At 71.7% G+C, this 19,111-nt stretch carries 17 protein-coding genes; 4 read left to right on the top strand and 13 right to left on the bottom strand.

What is annotated here, in order from left to right; genetic code table 11:
• Positions 1-13: 13 nt before the first annotated feature.
• Entirely contained in the window at positions 14-271 is a 258-nt protein-coding gene (locus GA0115242_RS32880; protein ID WP_093835054.1) for a hypothetical protein, read from the bottom strand.
• 165 nt (positions 272-436) lie between these two features.
• Between GA0115242_RS32880 and GA0115242_RS32875 the strand changes: the two genes are divergently transcribed.
• Positions 437-2,002 (top strand): purple acid phosphatase family protein, encoded by a 1,566-nt coding sequence (locus tag GA0115242_RS32875; protein ID WP_176729955.1) that lies wholly within the window; start codon positions 437-439, stop codon positions 2,000-2,002.
• Between the two features lie 27 nt (positions 2,003-2,029).
• Here GA0115242_RS32875 and GA0115242_RS32870 read toward each other — a convergent pair whose 3' ends face one another.
• From GA0115242_RS32870 to GA0115242_RS32825, 10 genes are all read right to left on the bottom strand, one after another.
• Entirely contained in the window at positions 2,030-2,908 is an 879-nt protein-coding gene (locus tag GA0115242_RS32870) for a DUF4429 domain-containing protein (RefSeq protein WP_093835050.1), read from the bottom strand.
• 109 nt (positions 2,909-3,017) lie between these two features.
• The gene (locus tag GA0115242_RS32865; protein ID WP_093835048.1) at positions 3,018-4,787 is read right to left on the bottom strand and encodes an IucA/IucC family protein; all 1,770 of its coding nucleotides are present in this window, start codon (positions 4,785-4,787) and stop codon (positions 3,018-3,020) included.
• Positions 4,784-5,335 (bottom strand): GNAT family N-acetyltransferase, encoded by a 552-nt coding sequence (locus tag GA0115242_RS32860; RefSeq protein ID WP_093835046.1) that lies wholly within the window; start codon positions 5,333-5,335, stop codon positions 4,784-4,786. Before GA0115242_RS32860 ends, GA0115242_RS32865 begins: the two co-directional genes overlap by 4 nt.
• Positions 5,332-6,615, bottom strand: coding sequence for a lysine N(6)-hydroxylase/L-ornithine N(5)-oxygenase family protein (locus GA0115242_RS32855; RefSeq protein ID WP_161353398.1), 1,284 nt, complete (start codon positions 6,613-6,615; stop codon positions 5,332-5,334). The genes GA0115242_RS32860 and GA0115242_RS32855 overlap by 4 nt, the downstream gene beginning before the upstream one ends.
• Entirely contained in the window at positions 6,599-8,041 is a 1,443-nt protein-coding gene (gene desA / locus GA0115242_RS32850; protein ID WP_093835044.1) for a lysine decarboxylase DesA, read from the bottom strand. Before desA ends, GA0115242_RS32855 begins: the two co-directional genes overlap by 17 nt.
• Before the next feature lie 220 nt (positions 8,042-8,261).
• The gene (locus tag GA0115242_RS32845) at positions 8,262-9,308 is read right to left on the bottom strand and encodes an ABC transporter substrate-binding protein (protein ID WP_093835042.1); all 1,047 of its coding nucleotides are present in this window, start codon (positions 9,306-9,308) and stop codon (positions 8,262-8,264) included.
• 140 nt (positions 9,309-9,448) lie between these two features.
• A complete protein-coding gene (locus GA0115242_RS32840) occupies positions 9,449-10,609 on the bottom strand; it encodes an acyl-CoA dehydrogenase family protein (protein ID WP_093835040.1) in 1,161 nt (386 codons plus the stop codon).
• 6 nt (positions 10,610-10,615) lie between these two features.
• Positions 10,616-11,560: a hydroxymethylglutaryl-CoA lyase gene (locus tag GA0115242_RS32835; RefSeq protein WP_093835038.1), complete on the bottom strand. Its 945-nt coding sequence runs from the start codon at positions 11,558-11,560 to the stop codon at positions 10,616-10,618.
• Positions 11,557-13,491, bottom strand: a complete 1,935-nt coding sequence (locus GA0115242_RS32830) for an acetyl/propionyl/methylcrotonyl-CoA carboxylase subunit alpha (RefSeq protein WP_093835036.1) — start codon at positions 13,489-13,491, stop codon at positions 11,557-11,559. Before GA0115242_RS32830 ends, GA0115242_RS32835 begins: the two co-directional genes overlap by 4 nt.
• A gap of 11 nt (positions 13,492-13,502) precedes the next feature.
• Positions 13,503-15,119, bottom strand: coding sequence for a carboxyl transferase domain-containing protein (locus GA0115242_RS32825; protein ID WP_093835034.1), 1,617 nt, complete (start codon positions 15,117-15,119; stop codon positions 13,503-13,505).
• 96 nt (positions 15,120-15,215) lie between these two features.
• Here GA0115242_RS32825 and GA0115242_RS32820 point away from each other — a divergent pair, with 96 nt between their 5' ends.
• The 3 genes from GA0115242_RS32820 to GA0115242_RS32810 all read left to right on the top strand — a co-directional run bounded on the left by GA0115242_RS32820 (position 15,216) and on the right by GA0115242_RS32810 (position 18,001).
• Positions 15,216-15,809, top strand: coding sequence for an SACE_7040 family transcriptional regulator (locus GA0115242_RS32820; RefSeq protein WP_093835032.1), 594 nt, complete (start codon positions 15,216-15,218; stop codon positions 15,807-15,809).
• 105 nt (positions 15,810-15,914) lie between these two features.
• Positions 15,915-17,072 carry an acyl-CoA dehydrogenase family protein gene (locus tag GA0115242_RS32815; RefSeq protein ID WP_093835080.1) on the top strand — a complete coding sequence of 386 codons (1,158 nt, stop codon included), beginning with the start codon at positions 15,915-15,917 and terminating at the stop codon, positions 17,070-17,072.
• A gap of 35 nt (positions 17,073-17,107) precedes the next feature.
• Entirely contained in the window at positions 17,108-18,001 is an 894-nt protein-coding gene (locus GA0115242_RS32810; RefSeq protein WP_093835030.1) for an acyl-CoA thioesterase, read from the top strand.
• On the opposite strand, the gene GA0115242_RS32805 is transcribed toward GA0115242_RS32810, so the two are convergent.
• Positions 17,998-18,786 (bottom strand): phosphatase, encoded by a 789-nt coding sequence (locus GA0115242_RS32805; RefSeq protein ID WP_093835078.1) that lies wholly within the window; start codon positions 18,784-18,786, stop codon positions 17,998-18,000. The genes GA0115242_RS32810 and GA0115242_RS32805 overlap by 4 nt on opposite strands.
• A 62-nt stretch (positions 18,787-18,848) precedes the next feature.
• Positions 18,849-19,111, bottom strand: a 263-nt coding sequence (locus tag GA0115242_RS32800) for a helix-turn-helix domain-containing protein (RefSeq protein WP_141721838.1), incomplete at its 5' end; no start/stop codon positions are given.

Here is a 19,111-nt window from a genome sequence, read left to right as displayed (position 1 = left end):
GCAGATGAGTCCCTCAGCCGTAGACGATGCGGCGCAACTGGCGGAGCGTCAGCTCCGGCGGCGCGACCGCGCGGTATTTCAGGTCCGCCTCGATCCGGTCGAAGATCTCCGCGTTCACCAGGCCCTGTGCCTGGAGTTCGCGGTGGCGGCGACGGACGTACTCCTCGGTCGTCTCGTCGAAGTAGGCGAGCACGTCCTGGACCACGCGCAGCGCTTCGCCCCGGTTGAGGGGCGTCGACCGCGTCAGATGATCAACGAGTTCGTCGTGCACTCGGTAGATCCTGGAGTAAGGGGAGGGGTTTCGCAAGAATCCTGCCCGATTTCGGGCAGAGGACTGTTGAAACTCTTATGAGAGGCTGTTCGCACCCTGTCCATCCCGCGTCTTGCGGTTGGTCGCCTGCCGGTACGAGCTTCAGACGTCATGGACATTCCTCGTATGGGAGTACCCGAGCCGCTGGCCGCCCGGATGAGCATGGCCGAGCAGCACGAATACCTCCGCGCCAGGTTCTCCCGGCGCACGATGATCAGAGGCGGCGCCGTCACCCTCGGCGCCGTCACCGGCGGTGCCTTCGTCCCCGGCGCGGTCGCCCAGGCCGCCGTCCCCACCCGCTCCGCCGCCCCCGCCACCGGGACCGTCGACGGGGCGCACGTCGCCCCCTTCGGCCGTCACCTCGCCTACGGCGACGACCCGCGCACCGAGATGACCGTCTCCTGGCAGGTGCCGGTCGCGGTCCGCAGGCCCTTCGTCCGGATCGGCGCCCATCCCTGGAACCTCTCGCGCCGGATCGAGGCCGAGGTCCGCACCCTGTACACCCCCGCCGGGGTCGGCGCGAGCGGCGACCACACGCAGTACTACCTGCACGCGGCCCTCAGCCACCTGCGGCCCGGCACCACCTACTACTACGGCGTCGGCCACCAGGGCTTCGACCCGGCCGAGGCCCGGCTGACCGGCACCCTGGGCACCTTCACCACCGCGCCGGGCCACCGCGAGCCGTTCACCTTCACCGCCTTCGGCGACGAGGGCGTCGGCTACCACGGGCTCGCCAACAACAGCCTGCTGCTGGGCCAGAACCCCGCCTTCCACCTGCACGCGGGCGACATCGCCTACGCCGACCCGGCGGGCGCGGGGAAGACCTCCGACACCGGCTTCGACTCCCGGGTCTGGGACCAGTTCCTCGCCCAGACCGAGTCGGTCGCCAAGTCCGTCCCGTGGATGCCCGCCTACGGCAACCACGACATGGAGGCCTGGTACGCGCCGCACGGCTACGGCGGCGAGCAGGCCCGCTGGAACCTCCCCGGGAACGGACCCGACCCGCGCAACCTGCCCGGCGTCTACTCCTTCGTGCACGGCAACACCGCCGTGATCGCCCTCGACGCCAACGACGTCTCCTTCGAGATCCCCGCCAACCTCGGCCTCTCCGGCGGCACCCAGACCCGGTGGCTCGAAGCCCGGCTGAAGGAGTACCGCGCCGCGAAGGACATCGACTTCGTCGTCGTCTTCTTCCACCACTGCGCCTACTGCACCTCCACCGCGCACGCCTCGGAGGGCGGCGTGCGCCGGGAGTGGGTGCCGCTGTTCGAGAAGTACACGGTCGACCTGGTCATCAACGGCCACAACCACCAGTACGAGCGCACCGACGTCCTCAAGGGCGGCGAGGTCGTCAAGAAGCTCCCGATCGGCGCCACCGCCTACCCGGAGACCGAGGGCGTCGTCTACGTGACGGCGGGCGCGGCCGGGCGCAGCCTGTACGCCTTCAGCGCCCCGCTCTCCTACGAGGGCCACGAGCAGGAGGTCGACTCGGTCGCCTCCTTCGTCAACACCGCCGCGGGGAAGGCCGACGAGACGGTCACCTGGTCGCGGGTGCGCTACCTCGACTACTCGTTCCTGCGGGTGGACGTCGCGCCCGCCGCCAGGGGCCGCTCGGCCACCCTGACGGTGAGCGGGATCGCCGAGACCGGCGCGCGGATCGACCACTTCACCGTGGCCCGCCGCGTCAGGTAGCCGTGCGGGCCGCCGCCGCGGCGGCCCTCACAGCCGTCTGAGCACCGCCTGCTTGGCGAGGGTGAACTCCTCCTCCGTCAGCACCCCCGCGCGGTGCAGCTCGCCCAGCTCCCGCAGCCGTCGCAGCAGCGCGTCGTGGTCGTCGGCGGCGGGCCGCGGGGCCGGTGGCGCGACGGCGGCCGGGGCCTCCTTCGCGCCGGGCCCGGCCGCCGGATGCGGCAGCCGGGCCTGCACGGCGGCGGCGACCAGGGCCATCAGCGGGTCCTTCTTGAACCCCCACAGCTCCACCGCGTGCGGGTCGTACTTGGGCGGCGCCTCGCTCGCGGCGCCGCGCACCGTGAACCGCAGATGCCCGTTCTCCAGCCCGGCCGCGGGATGCCAGTCGACGGCGGCCAGCTCGCCGACGGTCAGCGTGCGGGCCCCGGCCGCGGACTTGGCGTCCTCCGTCTTCCAGTTCCACTCCAGGCGCACCCGCTCGCCGTCGAAGCTCGCGGTGCCGTCGCCCGCCGACACCGACAGCGGCACAGCGGGCCCCGGCAGCAGGTACCGGTCGAGCGGGTCGGCCGGCACTTCGGCGAGCAGCAGCGCCGCGCGCACCTCGTCGACGACGTACTCGGCGACGCCGTAGCGGTCGGGGTCGACCACCAGCTGGTAGGGGTCGTGGGGTTCGGTGAGGCGGCCGCCGGTGGCGTGCAGCAGCGGGTCGGCGCCGTTGCGCAGCCGCAGCCTGAGCCGCCCGGACCTGCGCCCCTGCTCGAACGAGACGCCCGCCAACGCGCCCAGCGGGACCACCAGTTCGCCCAGGGTCCTGCGGAACAGGCTGACGTTCTTGTCGCGCCCCGGGGTCAGCCGCAGGGCATCCCCGTCGAACACCCAGGTGCCGTCCTTCTGGAGGATCTCCGCCATGGTGCCGATTGTTCCACCGCGACGGCGGGCGCACGGTCCGCACCGCGGGCGGGAACGGGAGCGGGCACCCCGGAGGACCGTACTCCGGGGTGCCCGCCGCTTTCGGGGGTCAGAACCCGGCGAGCGGGTTCCGCAGGGTGCCGACGAGCTGGAGCGCGCCGGACGGGTCGGCCAGGTCCACCATCTGCCGGTTGTCGCGCAGTTGGAGCCGGTTGAGGCAGGAGAGCGAGAACTCGGGCGCGAACATGTCGTACTGCTCGAACTTCGCGGCGAGTTCGGGGACCTGCTCCTGGTACTCGCGGGTGACGCCGGCGACCGTCCGCCAGAACTCGTCCTCGGTGAGGACGCCCTCGGTGGCGAGGTTCGCGGCGAGGAAGCGGAAGAAGCAGTCGAAGACGTCCGTGAAGATCGACAGGAGCTTCTTGTCCTCCGGGACGTCCACCCGGATGCGCCGCACCTCGGGCGGCAGCACCGCGTCCGGGTCCATCACCGCGATCTCCTCGGCGATGTCCTTGTAGATCGCCCGCCGCACCACGCCGTCCTCCAGGACCAGGATGACGTTCTCGCCGTGCGGCATGTAGACCAGGTCGTAGGCGTAGAAGCTGTGCAGCAGCGGGGTGTAGTAGGCGCGCAGGTAGTGCCGCAGCCACTCGGCGGGCGCGAGGCCCGAGTACTCGATCAGCGCCGCGGCCACCGACGTGCCCTCGTGGTCGACGTGCACCAGGGAGGCCATGGTGGCGAGCGACTCGCCCTCCCGCAGCCCGGCCACCGGGCTCTCCCGCCACAGCGCCGCGAGCATCTTGCGGTACGGCGAGTAGCGGTCGGTGGCCCGCTCGTACTCCAGGTGCCGGTAGCCGACGGCGGCCTGCTCCCGGATGATCGACAGGCCGGTCGACTTGAGGACCGGGTCGCCCTCGACGAGCTGCGCCAGCCAGTCGTTGATCGCCGGGGTCGCCTCCATGTAGGCGGCCGAGAGTCCGCGCATGAAGCCCATGTTGAGGACGGACAGCGCCGTCTTCACGTAGTGCTTCTCGGGGTGCGAGCTGTTGAAGAAGGTCCGGATGGACTGCTGGGCCAGGTACTCGTCGTCGCCCTCGCCCAGGCACACCAGGTGGCGGCGGGCGACCTCGGCGGCGAACGTCACCGACAGTTTGTTCCACCACTGCCAGGGATGGACCGGGACGAAGAGGTAGTCGGCCGGGTCGAGGCCCTGTCCGGTGAGGGTCGCGCGGAACCGCTCGACGGTCGCCTCGCCCAGCTCCCGGCGCAGGAACGGCTCGTACTCGACGCCGGCGCCCGCGGTGAACGCGGCCCGGGAGCGGTGCGCGGCCAGCCACACCAGCCGGACCGGGTGCGCCGTCTCGGGGGCGTACGCGAGGTACTCGTGGACCCCGAAGCCCAGCCGCCCGTTGTTGGCGACGAAGCAGGGGTGGCCCTCGGTCATCCCGGTCTCGATCGCCTGGAAGCCGCTGCGCGCCAGCTCGGCCGAGGGCACCTGCGGCTTGGCCAGTTTGAAGCAGGTGCCGGAGAGGGTGGAGGAGATCTCCTCCAGGTAGACCGGCAGGATCTCGTCGCTCAGCCCGAGGGCCCCGCGCAGCTCGATGAAGAAGTCGAGGGCGGCGAGCGGGAGTTCGCTCTCGCCCTGGCGCCGGGTGATCGAGTCGGCGTCCACCTGCCAGTGGTCGAGGGCGTGCCGGGTGGCGGCGAAGCGGTACGCGGTCAGCCCGTCGTCGCCGCGGACGACGTAACCGTCGCCGTCCGGCTCCGGGGTGATCAGCCGCTCGTGCGCGAACTCGGCCAGCGCTTTCCTGATCAGCAGGCGGTTGGCCTTCTCCCAGCGCTCGGGGGAGAGATGGGCGACGGAGTCGGCGGGGGTCATACGGCGACCCCCGTGGCGGCGGTGAACTGCGCGCGGGTGCAGAAGCTCAGCAAGGCTTTTTTCTCCGGCTTGAGGATCTCGTGGTGGGGCACGAAGCCGACGGCCTCGTTCAGGGCGTGGACGGCCGTGTTGGACACGTCCGGTTCGACGACCACGCGCGCGGTGGCCGGGTCGGCGAACAGCTCGGTCATCACCGCGGTGATGACGGCACGGGTGAACCCGTGCAGGGGGCGGTCGGTGGGGGCGACCAGGAAGTGCATGCCGACGTCACCGGGGCGCGGCTCGTAGAGGCCCACCAGCTCGCGGTGGGCCGGGTCGTAGTGCTCCATGAGGAACGCGGGCTCGCCGTCGTGCAGTCCGAGCAGCGCGTGGTGGTGCTCGTCGGCCGCGATCTCCATGTAGGCACGCTCGACGTCGACCGGGCGGGCGTCCTGCATCATCCAGTAGGCCGCTTTGGGGTGGGTGACCCAGGAGTGCAGCAACTCCCCGTCGGTCAGCGGGTCCAGGGGCCGCAGGGTGAGCGTGCCGAGGGCGGTGGCGGCGCTCATACGGCGAACTCCTGGAAGGCGATGCTCTTCTCGACCGGGTAGACCTCGCGGCCCAGCAGCTCCCGGATGATGTAGCTGTTGCGGTAGGCGCCCATGCCCAGGTCGGGCGAGGTGATCGAGTGCGTGTGGACGCCCCCGTTCTGGAGGAAGACGCCCCGGCCGGTCACGTCGATCGCGTAGTTGCGGGCGACGTCGAAGGCGCCGTGGGTGTCGTAGCGCAGCCGGTCGCGGACCGGCTTCAGGAACTCCGGCTCGGTGTACCGGTAGCCGGTCGCCAGCACCAGGCCCTGCGAGTCGAGGTCGAACTCCTTGCCCTGCTCCTCCTGTCGGAACGAGAGGGTGTACGTGCCGTTCTCGTACCGTGCCCCGGTCAGCGCGGAGTTGGTGAGCAGCCTGGTGGGCACCGGGCCGCCCAGGTTCTTCTGGTACAGCAGGTCGAAGATGTCGTCGACGAGGTCGCCGTCGATGCCCTTGAAGAGGCCCTTCTGCTCCGCCGTCAGCCGGTAGCGGGTCTCCTCGGGCAGTTCGCGGAAGTAGTCGACGTACTCGGGGGAGGTCATCTCCAGCGTGAGTTTGGTGTACTCCAGCGGGAAGAACCGGGGTGAGCGGGTGACCCAGTTGAGCCGGTAGCCGTGGACGTCGATCTCGCTCAGCAGGTCCTGGTAGATCTCGGCCGCCGACTGGCCGCTGCCGACCAGCGTGATCGACTCCTTCTTCACCAGCTCCGCGCGGTGCTGCACGTAGCGGGAGTTGTGCAGGAAGTCGCCGCCCAGGTCCCGGCAGGGCTCGGGGACGTACGGCGGGGTGCCGGTGCCGAGGACCAGGTGGCGGGCGCGGTGGACGTCGCCCGCCGTGGTCGTGACGGCGTACAGCTCCTCGCCCTCGTCCCAGGTGACCGTCTCGACGGTGGTGCCGAAGCGGACGCTGGTCAGCCTGTTCGCGGCCCAGCGGCAGTAGTCGTCGTACTCGACGCGCAGCGGGTAGAAGTTCTCCCGGATGTAGAACGAGTAGAGCCTGCCGCGCTCTTTCAGGTAGTTGAGGAAGGAGTACGGGGACGTCGGGTCGGCGAGGGTGACCAGGTCCGACATGAACGGCGTCTGGAGATGGGCGCCTTCGAGGAACATCCCCGCGTGCCACTCGAAGTCGGGCTTCGACTCCAGGAAGAGGCCGTCGAGTTCGGCGATCGGCTCGGTCAGGCAGGCCAGCCCGAGGTTGAACGGGCCGAGCCCGATGCCCACGAAGTCGTGGATCTTCTGCGCGGTGTCAGGAAGCGCGGTCAAGGGACTCTCCCAGGTACTGCTCGGCGTGGCCGGCGATCAGGTCGAGGACGGCGGTGAGATCGTCCGTCGTGGTCTCGGGGTTGAGCAGGGTGAACTTCAGGTAGTGGCGGGCGCCGACCTTGGTGCCCGCGACCACCGCGTCGCCGGAGGCGAACAGCGCCTTGCGGGCGTACAGGTTGGCGCGGTCGATCTCGGACGGGTCGGTGACCGCCGCCGGTATGTAGCGGAAGACCAGCGTGGACAGCGACGGCCGGACGACGACGTCGAAGCGCGGGTCGGCGGCGAGCAGCTCCCAGCCCTCGGCGGTCAGGTCGCAGACCTCGTCGAAGAGGCGGCCGACGCCGTCGGCGCCCATCGTGCGCAGGGTCATCCACAGCTTCAGGGCGTCGAAACGGCGGGTGGTCTGGAGGGACTTGTCGACCTGGTTGGGGATGCGCTCGGTGACCATGCGGCGCGGGTTGAGGTACTCCGCGTGATAGGTGGCGTGCCGCAGCGTGGCCGCGTCCCGGACCAGCACGGCGGACGAACTCACCGGCTGGAAGAAGGACTTGTGGTAGTCGACGGTGACCGAGTCGGCGCGCTCGATGCCGTCGACGCGGTCCCGGTACTTCACCGAGGCGAGCAGGCCGCAGCCGTAGGCGGCGTCGACGTGCATCCAGGTGCCGTACTGCGCGCAGAGTCCGGCGATCTCCGGCAGCGGGTCGATGGAGCCGAAGTCGGTGGTGCCCGCGGTGGCGACGACGGCCATCGGGGTCAGGCCGTCCCGCGCGCAGCGCTCCAGCGCGTGGGCGAGCGCGACGGTCTGCATCCGCTTGTCGTGGTCGACGGGGATCGACACGACCGCGTCCGGGCCGAGGCCGAGCAGTTTCGCGGACTTCTTCACGCTGAAGTGGCTGGCCTCGGAGGCGAAGATCCGCAGGTCGGCCAGGTTCTCCGCTTTGGCCTCCTCGCGGGCGAGCAGCAGCGCCTGGAGGTTGGACTGGGTGCCGCCGGAGGTGAAGACGCCGTCCGCGGCGGGGCCGAGGCCGATCCGCCCGGTGGTCCAGTCGATCAGTTTCCGCTCGATCAGGGTGCCGCCCGCCGACTGGTCCCAGGTGTCGAGGGAGGAGTTGACGGCGGAGAGCACCGCCTCGCCGACCACGGCCGGGATGACCACCGGGCAGTTGAGGTGGGCGAGGTAGCGGGGGTGGTGGAAGTAGACGGCGTCACGGAGGTAGACCTCCTCCAACTCGTCCAGGACGGCCGCGGTGTCGTGCAGCGGGCGGTCCAGGTCGATGCCGTCGATGCGGGGAGCGAGGGCGTCGACGGAGACGCCGGTGAACGGACGGTCGGTGGCGGCGAGTTTGGCGGCCACCCGCTCGATCCCTTCGGTCACGGAGCGGCGGTAGTGCTCCGCGGTCGAGTCGTTGAGCAGGTGCGAGCGCATGTGGGGGTCCTCCGGTAGGGGACGGGGCCGTGCGGGGGGTGGGACGGGGTCGCTTGATCGTTACTTAGGTTAGCCTAACCTAAGTAACGCACGGCGCACGGGGTGCCACCGGTGACGACCGTCACTCCGCCCGCCCTCTCCCGGACGCACGGCAACCACCGCCGCACACCGGGGAGTTGGCCTCCGGGTGTACGGCGGTGGGAAGCGCTGGCGCGCGGGGTCAGCTGACCTTCTTGGCCTTCTCCAGGGCCTCGGCGAGCGTGGTCAGCAGCGGGGTGCACTTGTCGTAGGACAGGATCGGCTCCGGCGAACGGGAGATGACCTGGCCCGCCTTGACGGCCGGGAGCTTCTTCCAGGTCGGCTTGGTGATGTCGGCCGGCTGGATGGTCGAGGAGCGGTCGTCCATCATGATGACGTCGGCCGCGTACTTGTCGGCGTTCTCCCAGCTGAGGCTCTCGTACCAACCGCCGCCCTCGGCCATCGCCTTGGCGGGCGGCTCCACGAAGTTCACGCCGAGCGCCTTGAAGTACTCCAGGTCGATGGAGAGGTTGCTGCCGGAGACGTAGAAGATCGTGTCGGCCGCGGAACCGGCCATCACCTTGATCTCGGGGCGGGCCTTGGCGGCCTTGCGCAGCCGCTCGGACGCCTCCTCGAAACGCTTCTTCGCGTCGGTGACCTTCGCGGCCTTCATGTCCGCGCCGAGCGACTCGGCCAGCGCCCACACCCGCTGGAGCGGCTCGGTCATCTGCCGGTCGTAGACGGAGACGGCGACGCTGGGGGCGAGCGCGGCTATCTTCTTGGCCGACTCCTCGGGGACGTACCAGAGGGAGCCGGCGCTGTCGAAGGTGGTGGAGATCAGCACCTGGGGGCCGTAGGCCGCGTACTGCTCCACGTTGAACTGGCCGTACTCGTTGCCGAGGACCTTCAGCTTGCTGACGTCCATGTCGCCGGCCTGCACATCGGCCTTGCCGCCCTTGACCGTGGTCGGGCCGAAGACCGCGTCGACCTGGATCCCGTAGTCGTACAGCGCGGCGGCGACACCGGTGAAGGCGACGAGCTTGGTGGGCACCTCGTCCAGCTTCACGGTCTTGCCGCGGTCGTCCTTGAAGGACCACGGGCCGGACGCGGCGGCGCCGGTGGCGTCCTTGTCGCCGCCGCCCTTCGCGTCGCTGTCACCGCACGCGGCCAGGAGAGCGCCGAGGCCGAGCGCGCCGCCGGTGGCGAGCAGCCCGCGGCGGGAGAGGGTGGCGATGGTGGCGTTCGACATGGATGAGGTCTGCTTTCGGTGCGTGCGGGGTCAGTGGGGTCCGCTCCTGCGGTGACCGTGATCAGGCTTAGGGTAGCCTAACCTTATGCTCCGCAGGGGGTGATGGTGCCCCCGCACACACCGGACGGCGCCCGCCGCCGTCAGCCCGGCAGGCCCAGATCCCGCGCGATCAGCATCCGCTGCACCTCGCTCGTGCCCTCGCCGATCTCCAGGATCTTGGAGTCGCGCCACATGCGGGCCACCGGGTACTCGTTCATGAAGCCGTAGCCGCCGTGGATCTGGGTGGCGTCCCGGGCGTTGTCCACCGCGACCGTCGAGGAGTGCAGCTTGGCGAGGGCCGCCTGCTTCTTGAAGGGGGCGCCGCTCACCAGCCGGGCCGCCGCGTCCCGCCAGGCGAGGCGGGCGGTGTGGGCCTTCATCTCCATGTCCGCGATCTTGAACTGGATCGCCTGGTTGGCGCCGATCGGACGGCCGAACGCGTGCCGCTCCTTCGCGTAGCGCACCGACTCGTCGACGCAGCCCTGGGCCAGCCCGGTGCCCAGCGCGGCGATGGCGATCCGGCCCTCGTCCAGGATGCGCAGGAACTGGGCGTAGCCGCGGCCCGGTTCGCCCAGCAGGTTGGCGGCCGGGACGCGGACGTCCGCGAAGGACAGCTCCCGGGTGTCCGAGGCGTTCCAGCCGACCTTGGAGTAGGGCGCCGCGACGGTGAAGCCCGGGGTGCCGGACGGCACGATGATCGCGGAGATCAGCGGCCTGCCGTCGGGCTTGCGGCCGGTGACGGCCGTCACCGTCACCAGGGCCGTGATGTCGGTGCCCGAGTTGGTGATGAAGCACTTGGAGCCGTTGATCACCCACTCGTCGGTGTCCGGGTCGAGGCGGGCCGTGGTGCGGGTGGAGCCCGCGTCCGAGCCGCCGTCCGGCTCGGTCAGGCCGAACGCGCCGAGGATCTCGCCCGCGCACAGCCGGGGCAGCCAGGCGCGCTTCTGCTCCTCGGTGCCGAACAGGTGCAGGGGCATCGCGCCCAGCGACACCCCGGCCTCCAGGGTGATGGCCACCGAGGAGTCGACCCGGGCCAGCTCCTCAAGGGCCACGCCGAGCGCCAGGTAGTCACCGCCCATGCCGCCGTACTCCTCCGGGAACGGCAGCCCGAACAGGCCCATGCGGCCCATCTCGCGGACGATCTCGTACGGGAACTCGTGCCGCTCGTAGAAGTCGCCGATCTTCGGCGCCACCACGTCGTGCGCGAACGCCTCGACGGTGCGGCGCAGTTCCTCGAGTTCGGGGGAGAGCCGGAAGTCCATGAGTGATCACTGGTCCTTGTGGGAGAGGGCCCGGACGGTGCGGGAAGGGCTGGGTCGGCCCAGCTGTTCGGCCATCCACGCGCTGGTGGCGACGAGTCGGCCGAGGTCGACACCGGTCTCCACGCCGAGACCCTGGAGCATCCAGACGAGGTCCTCGGTGGCGAGGTTGCCGGTGGCCGACTTGGCGTACGGGCAGCCGCCCAGGCCGCCCGCGGAGGCGTCGACGGTGGTCACGCCGTGTTCCAGGGCCGCGTAGGTGTTGGCGAGCGCCTGGCCGTAGGTGTCGTGGAAGTGGACGCCGATGACGTTCGTCGGCACGCCCTGTTCGTTCAGCGAGGAGAGCAGCTCCAGCACATGGCCGGGGGTGGCGACGCCGATGGTGTCGCCCAGGCTCAGCTCGTCGCAGCCCATCTCGCGCAGCGCCGTGCAGACCCGCACGACCTGGTGGAGCGGGACGGCGCCCTCCCAGGGGTCGCCGAAGCACATCGAGACGTAGCCGCGCACGTGCGCGCCCTCGTCCTTCGCCCGCCGCACCACCGGCTCGAACAGGGCCAGCGACTCGTCCAGGGTGCGGTTGAGGTTGGCCTTGGCGAAGGTCTCGGTGGCGCTGGCGAAGACGGCGATCCGGTCGGCGCCGAGCGCCAGCGCCCGGTCGAGTCCGCGCCGGTTGGGCACCAGGACCGGCAGCCTGACCCCTTCGAGGTCCCGCACCAGCGGGAACAGCTCCTCGGCGTCGGCCAGTTGGGGCACCCACTCGGGGCGCACGAAGCTGGTCGCCTCGATGGTGGTGAGGCCCGCGTCGGCCAGCCGCCGCACGAACTCCGCCTTCACCTCCGTCGGCACGGCCGTCTTCTCGTTCTGCAGGCCGTCGCGGGCGCCGACCTCGTGGATGCGCACCCGCATCGGCAGGTCCTGGGCCGGTACCGTCATGGGCAGCCGCTCGCCGGTCATCGGGCCGCCTCCGCGGGGGTGACGACGGCCAGCACCTGGTCCATCGCGACGGTGCTGCCCGGCGCCACGTCCAGCTCGGCGACGGTGCCCGCGTGCGGGGCGGAGATGACGTGCTCCATCTTCATCGCCTCCACGACCAGCAGGCTCTGCCCGGCGGCCACCTCGTCGCCGACGGCGACCTTGACCACCGTGACGGTGCCGGGCATCGGCGCGGTCAGCGAGTCCGCGCCCGCGCGGCCCGCGCCGGTCAGCGACGCGGCGACCGGGTCGTGGTCGCGCACCTGCCAGGCGTCGCCGTCCCGGCCGAGCCAGTCGGCGGCCCGGTCGAAGGTGTGCCGGACGCCGTCCAGGGTGACGGTGACCCGGTCGGGGGTGACGGTGTGGGCGCCGCCGACCGTCCGGGTGACCGGGTCGAGGCCGGGCACCCGCAGCGGGAAGGCGACCGGGTGCGGCGCGCCGCCGAGCCGCCAGCCGTCGGGCACCGAGAACGGGTCGGTCCAGCCGCCGCCGGACGGCCGCAGCGCGTCGAGCCGGACGGCCGCCGCCGCCTCGTACACCTCCTCCGGCACCTCGGTGTCGACCAGGTCGTCCATCACCCGCTCCACCAGACCGGTGTCCAGCTCGCCCGCCACCACCGCCGGGTGGCCGAGCAGCCGGCGCAGGAACCCGGCGTTGGTCGGCACCCCCAGGGTGACCGTCCCGGCGAGGGCGGCCCGCAGCTTGCGCAGCGCCGTCTCCCGGTCGGGGCCGTAGGCGATCACCTTGGCCAGCATCGGGTCGTACCGGCTGCCCACCTCGGTGCCCTCGTCGAGCCCGGAGTCGGTGCGCACGCCGTCCCCGGCGGGCTCGCGCAGCCGCAGGACCGTGCCGCCGGACGGCAGGAACCCGCGCGCGCCCTCCTTCACCGACACCGTCTCGGCGCACAGCCGCGCCTCCACCGCGTGCCCGGTGAGCCGGACGTCCTCCTGCCCGAAGGAGAGCCGCTCACCGGCCGCCACCCGCAGCTGCCACTCCACCAGGTCGAGCCCGGTGACCAGCTCGGTGACCGGGTGCTCCACCTGGAGGCGGGTGTTCATCTCCATGAAGCAGTACGCCGCCGGATCGTCCCCCGGCACGATGAACTCCACGGTGCCCGCGCCCCGGTAGCCGCAGGAGCGGGCCGCCTGCACGGCCGCCTCGCCCATCGCGGCGCGCGTCGCCTCGTCCAGCAGGACGCTCGGCGCCTCCTCGATCACCTTCTGGTGGCGCCGTTGCAGCGAGCACTCCCGCTCGCCGAGGTGCACCACGTTCCCGTGGGCGTCGGCCAGGACCTGGATCTCGATGTGCCGGGGGCCGTCGACCCACCGCTCCACCAGGAGGGTGTCGTCGCCGAAGGAGGAGCGGGCCTCCCGGCGGGCCGCGGCGATCTCCTCGTCCAGCGCGGACAGGTCCCGCACCAGCCGCATGCCCTTGCCGCCGCCGCCCGCCGACGGCTTCAGCAGCACCGGGGCGCCCAGCGCGCGGGCGGCCTCGGCGAGGTCGGGGTCGCGGCCGCCGGGCACCACCGGCACCCCGGCCGCCGCGACCGTCTCCTTGGCGCGGATCTTGTCGCCCATCAGGGCGATGGCGTCGGCGGGCGGCCCCACGAAGACCAGTCCCGCGTCGGCGCAGGCGCGCGCGAAGGCCGCGTTCTCGGCGAGGAAGCCGTAGCCGGGGTGGACGGCCTGGGCGCCGGTGCGGGCCGCGGCCTCCAGGATCCGCTCCACCGAGAGGTAGCTCTCGGCCGCGGGCGCCGGTCCGATCCGGACGGCGGTGTCGGCCTCGCGGACGTGCCGGGCGTCGGCGTCCGCGTCCGAGAAGACGGCCACCGAGCGCACGCCGAGCGCGCGCAGGGTGCGCACCACCCGGACGGCGATCTCGCCCCGGTTGGCCACGAGCACGGTGTCGAACACGGGTCCCCTCCTCACATCCGGAAGACGCCGAACTGGGGGTCTCCCAGCGGGGCGTTGCCACAGGCGGTCAGTGCCAGGCCCAGCACCTGCCGGGTCTCCAGCGGGTCGATGACGCCGTCGTCCCAGAGCCGGGCGGTGGCGTAGTAGGCGCTGCCCTGCCGCTCGTACTGCTCCCTGACCGGCGCCTTGAAGGACTCCTCGGCGGCCGCGGGCCACTGCTCGCCGCGCGCCTCCAACTGGTCCCGCTTGACGGTCGCGAGGACCGACGCGGCCTGCTCGCCGCCCATCACGGAGATCTTGGCGTTGGGCCACATCCACAGGAAGCGGGGGGAGTAGGCCCGCCCGCACATCGAGTAGTTGCCCGCGCCGTAGGAGCCGCCGACGACGACCGTCAGCTTCGGCACGCGCGTGCAGGCGACCGCCGTCACCATCTTGGCGCCGTGCTTGGCGATGCCGCCCGCCTCGTAGTCCTTGCCGACCATGAAGCCGGAGATGTTCTGGAGGAAGAGGAGCGGGATGCCGCGCTGGTCGCACAGCTCGACGAAGTGGGCGCCCTTCTGGGCGGACTCGGAGAACAGGATGCCGTTGTTGCCGACGATCCCCACCGGGTGCCCGTGGATCCTGGCGAACCCGGTGACCAGGGTCTGCCCGAACTCCGACTTGAACTCGGCGAACCGCGAGCCGTCGACCACGCGCGCGATGATCTCCCGCACGTCGTAGGGGGTGCGCGAGTCGACCGGGACGGCGCCGTAGAGGCCGTACGGGTCGACCTTCGGCTCGGTGGCCGGGAGGACCTCCCAGGGGGCCGCCGCGGGCGCGGGCAGCGTCGCCACGATGTCGCGGACGATCCGCAGCGCGTGCGCGTCGTCCTCGGCGAGGTGGTCGGTGACGCCCGACACGCGCGCGTGGACCTCGCCGCCGCCCAGCTCCTCGGCGGTCACCACCTCGCCCGTCGCCGCCTTCACCAGCGGCGGGCCGCCCAGGAAGATCGTGCCCTGGCCGCGCACGATCACCGCCTCGTCGCTCATCGCGGGCACGTAGGCGCCGCCCGCCGTGCAGGAGCCGAGGACCGCCGCGATCTGCGGGATCCCGGCGCCGGACATCCGGGCCTGGTTGTAGAAGATCCGCCCGAAGTGCTCGCGGTCCGGGAAGACCTCGTCCTGCATCGGCAGGAAGGCGCCCCCCGAGTCGACCAGGTACACGCACGGCAGCCGGTTCTCCAGGGCCACCTCCTGGGCGCGCAGGTGCTTCTTGACGGTCATCGGGTAGTAGGTGCCGCCCTTGACCGTCGCGTCGTTCGCGACGATCACGCAGGTGCGGCCCGCGACCCGGCCGATCCCGGCGATCACCCCGGCCGCCGGGGCCTGCCCCTCGTACATCCCGTCGGCCGCGAGCGGGGCCAGTTCGAGGAAGGGCGAGCCCGGGTCGAGCAGGGTGTCCACCCGGTCCCTGGGCAGCAGCTTGCCGCGCGCGGTGTGCCGGGCGCGGGCCTTCTCACCGCCGCCGAGGCGGGCCGCGGCCAGCTTGCCGCGCAGCTCCCCGGCGAGCGCCCGGTGCGCCGTCTCGTTGGCCTGCCAGGCCTCCGACGCGGGGTCTGCCGCGCTCGTCAGCTCCGGTGCCTCCTGCATCCTGCGGTCCCCTCACCCAGTGGTCGGACTGTTAATGAGCGTTAACCATTTCTCTCAGGTTAACGACCGCTAACCTTCCTGTCTAGAATTGTTCGCATGACCACCAGAACCGACGCTCCCACCCGTCGCGAGCAGATCCTCCGGGAGGCCGCCCGGCTCTTCGCCGAGCGCGGCTTCCACGGGGTCGGGGTGGACGAGATAGGCGCCGCGGTCGGTATCAGCGGCCCCGGCCTTTACCGGCACTTCGCGGGCAAGGACGCGATGCTCGCCGAGCTGCTGGTCGGCATCAGCGGCCGGCTCCTGAACGGCGGCAGGCGCCGGGTCGCCGAGGCCGACGGCGACCCCGCGGCGCTCCTCGACTCGCTGATCGAGGGCCACATCGACTTCGCCCTGGACGACCGGCCGCTGATCACCCTGCACGACCGCGAGCTCGACCGGCTCAGGGACAGCGACCGTAAGCTGGTGCGCCAGCTCCAGCGGCAGTACGTCGAGCTGTGGGTCGAGGTCGTGCGCCGGGTCCACCCGGCGCTCGCCGAGCCCGCCGCGCGCGCGGCCGTGCACTCCGTCTTCGGCCTGCTGAACTCCACCCCGCACCTGCCGCGCCCCGGCGCGCTGCCGGGCCGCGCCGCCACGGCCGCGCTGCTGCACCGGATGGCCGGGGGTGCCTTCGCGGCGGCCGGGCAGGAGTGACGAGGGTTACCCGCCCGGACGGCTGGACGCTGTCCGTACTCGCCGGTACGGTTGTCTGAGCAAGCGCTTAGAAATAGTTCGGCCGACAAGGCGGAGGTGGCGGCGGTGCGCCGTACGGTGTTCAACGAGGACCACGAGGCGTTCCGGGAGACCCTGCGCGCCTTCATCGAGGCCGAGGTCGTCCCCGTCTACGACGAGTGGTTCGCCGCCGGGCAGGCCCCGCGCGACTTCTACTACAAGCTCGCCGAACTCGGCGTCTTCGGCATCAGCGTCGCCGAGGAGTACGGCGGCGCCGGCATCGACTCCTACAAGTTCGAGGCCGTGATGTACGAGGAGACCGCGCGCGCGGGCGTCTCCTTCGGCGGCTCGGGCGTGCACGTGCTGCTCGGCCTGCCCTACATCAAGATGCTCGCCACCGACGAGCAGAAGAAGCGCTACCTGCCCAAGTTCGTCTCCGGCGAGGAGATGTGGGCGCTCGCCATGACCGAGCCGGGCACCGGCTCCGACCTCGCGGGCATGAAGACCACCGCCCGGCTCTCCGAGGACGGCACCCACTACGTCCTCAACGGCGCCAAGACCTTCATCACCGGCGGCGTCCACGCCGACCGCGTCGTCGTCTGCGCCCGCACCTCCGCGCCGACCGCCGAGGACCGCCGCTTCGGCATCTCCCTCTTCGCCGTCGACACGAAGTCCGAGGGCTACACCGTCGGCCGCAAGCTCGACAAGCTCGGCCTCAAGGTCTCCGACACCGCCGAACTCGCCTTCGTCGACGTGAAGGTCCCCGTCGAGGACCTGCTCGGCGAGGAGAACAAGGGCTTCTCCTACCTCGGCCACAACCTCGCCTCCGAGCGCTGGGGCATCGCCTACGGCGCCTACGCGCAGGCCAAGGCCGCCGTCCGGTTCGCCAAGGAGTACGTCCAGGACCGCACCGTCTTCGGCAAGACCGTCGCCTCGTTCCAGAACACCAAGTTCGAACTGGCCGCCTGCCAGGCCGAGGTGGACGCCGCCGAGGCCGTCGCCGACCGCGCCCTCGAAGCCCTCGACGCGGGCGAGCTGACCCCCGCCGAGGCCGCCAGCGCCAAGCTGTTCTGCACCGAGGTCGCCCACCGCGTGATCGACCGCTGCCTCCAGCTCCACGGCGGCTACGGCTTCATGAACGAGTACCCGATCGCCCGCCTGTACGCGGACAACCGGGTGAACCGCATCTACGGCGGCACCAACGAGATCATGAAGACGATCATCGCGAAGGACATGGGCCTGTAAGGCGCCCGAAATTCACTGACAGTAGAAAAGGTGCCATGAGCGAGGCACTGCAGGACCTCCTCGACCTGCTCGACCTGGAGCAGATCGAGGAGGACATCTTCCGCGGCCGGTCACGGTCCGCCGTCGTCCCGCGCGTCTTCGGCGGACAGGTCGCGGCCCAGGCGCTGGTCGCCGCCGGACGCACGGTCCCCGCCGACCGGCACGCGCACTCCCTGCACGCGTACTTCCTGCGCCCCGGCGACCCCGGAGCGCCCATCGTCTACACGGTCGAACGCATCCGGGACGGCCGCTCCTTCACCACCCGGCGCGCGGTCGGCGTCCAGCACGGCCGCCCGATCTTCGCCCTGTCGGCGTCCTTCCAGACGTACGAGGACGGACTCGACCACCAGGCTCCGATGCCGCCCGCGCCCGACCCGGCCACCCTGCCCACCTCCCGGGAGCGCCTGCGCGGCTACGACCACCTGCCGCCCGACGTCGTCGAGAAGTTCCTGGAGGCCCGCGAGGCCGTCGACCTGCGCTACGTCGAGGAACCGCCCTACGGGCTGTTCGGCGCACCGCGCCCGCCGCACTCCCCGGTCTGGTTCCGCACCAACGGCAAGCTGGAGCAGGACGACCCGCTGCTGCACGTCGTGCTCGCCACCTACGTCTCCGACATGACCCTGCTGGACTCGGTGCTGCTCGCGCACGGCCGGGGCGGCTGGGCCGTCGGCGACGTCGTCGGGGCCTCCCTCGACCACGCCATGTGGTTCCACCGGCCCTTCCGCGCCGACGAATGGCTCCTGTACGACCAGGAGTCGCCGTCCGCGTACGGCGGGCGCGGCCTCGGCCAGGCCCGCATGTACACGCAGGACGGACGGCTCGCCGTCTCCGTCGTCCAGGAGGGCGTCGTGCGCGTCCCCCGCGAGGACCTGCGCCGGGACTCCCGCTAGCCGAGCTTCGCCTGGTTCAGCAGGTACGCCGTCATCGGGTCGTAGTAGCGCGGGCTGACCACATGGTCGTCGAGCGGGACCGTCACCCGCACGGTCCCCTCGGCCTCCGCGAGGAACAGCGCCGGGTCGTTGCAGTCGGCGTACCCCATCGCGTCCACGCCGTGCTGGCCCGCGCAGCCCGCCCAGCCGTGGTCGGCGACGACCAGGTCAGGCAGCGGGCGCCCGGCCCGCTCCAGTCCCGTCAGGACGGCCTTCATCGGCTCGCCCGAGTGCGTGTGCCACAGGCTCGCCCCGTGTTCGAGGACGGCCACGTCCGCGAACTGCACGACGTACCCCTCCTCCGTCTGCAGCCCCTCCGGGATGACGACGATCTCGCACCCCGCGGCCCGCAGCGCGGCGGCCGTCGCCCGGTGCACGTCCAGCAGCCCGCCCGGGTGCCCGGTCGCGAACAGCACGCTCTGCCGCCCCTCGGCCGCCTCCCGCAGCCGCTCCGCCATCCGCTCCAGCGCGTCGACGGTCAGCTCCGGGTCGATCGTGTCCTGGCCGTACCGGTGCTCCGGGTCGTCGTTGACACCCGCCCGCTCCGCCATCACCGCGAGGACGTCCTGCTCGTCGCTCCAGCGGTCGCCCAGTTCGAGCCCGAGCCAGTAGTGGCGCGAGCCGTTGGCGAGCTGGCGGTAGTGGGAGAGGTTGTTCTCGCGCGGGGTGGCCACCTCGCCCGCGATTCTGGTTCTCACGAGGTGGTCGACGAGCTCGGCGCGGCTGGGTGTCCCGGGTATCGGCATGATTCCCATTGTGAGGCAGGCCGCCGCGCGGACACCCGCCCTCCGGTCCGCTGGGACACGGGTCACTCGTCCCGCCGCAGCGCGAACCACAGCTCCATCCGCACGTCGGGGTCGTCCAGGTCGGCGCCGAGCAGCGCGGCCGAGCGGGCGACCCGCTGCCGGACGGTGTTGCGGTGCACGGAGAGCGCCACCGCCGTGCGGTCCCAGCTCCCGTGCAGGGACAGCCAGGCGCGCAGCGTCTCGGTGAGCGCGGGGGAGCCCGCCAGCGGGGCGAGCAGGGCGCGGGCGTGCTCGCGCGCCGCGTCGGCGGGCACCAGGTCGCCGA

The organism is Streptomyces sp. SolWspMP-5a-2 (genome assembly GCF_900091845.1).
Taxonomy (GTDB): Bacteria; Actinomycetota; Actinomycetes; order Streptomycetales; family Streptomycetaceae; genus Streptomyces; species Streptomyces doudnae.
This window is presented reverse-complemented; position numbering and strand designations above follow the sequence as displayed.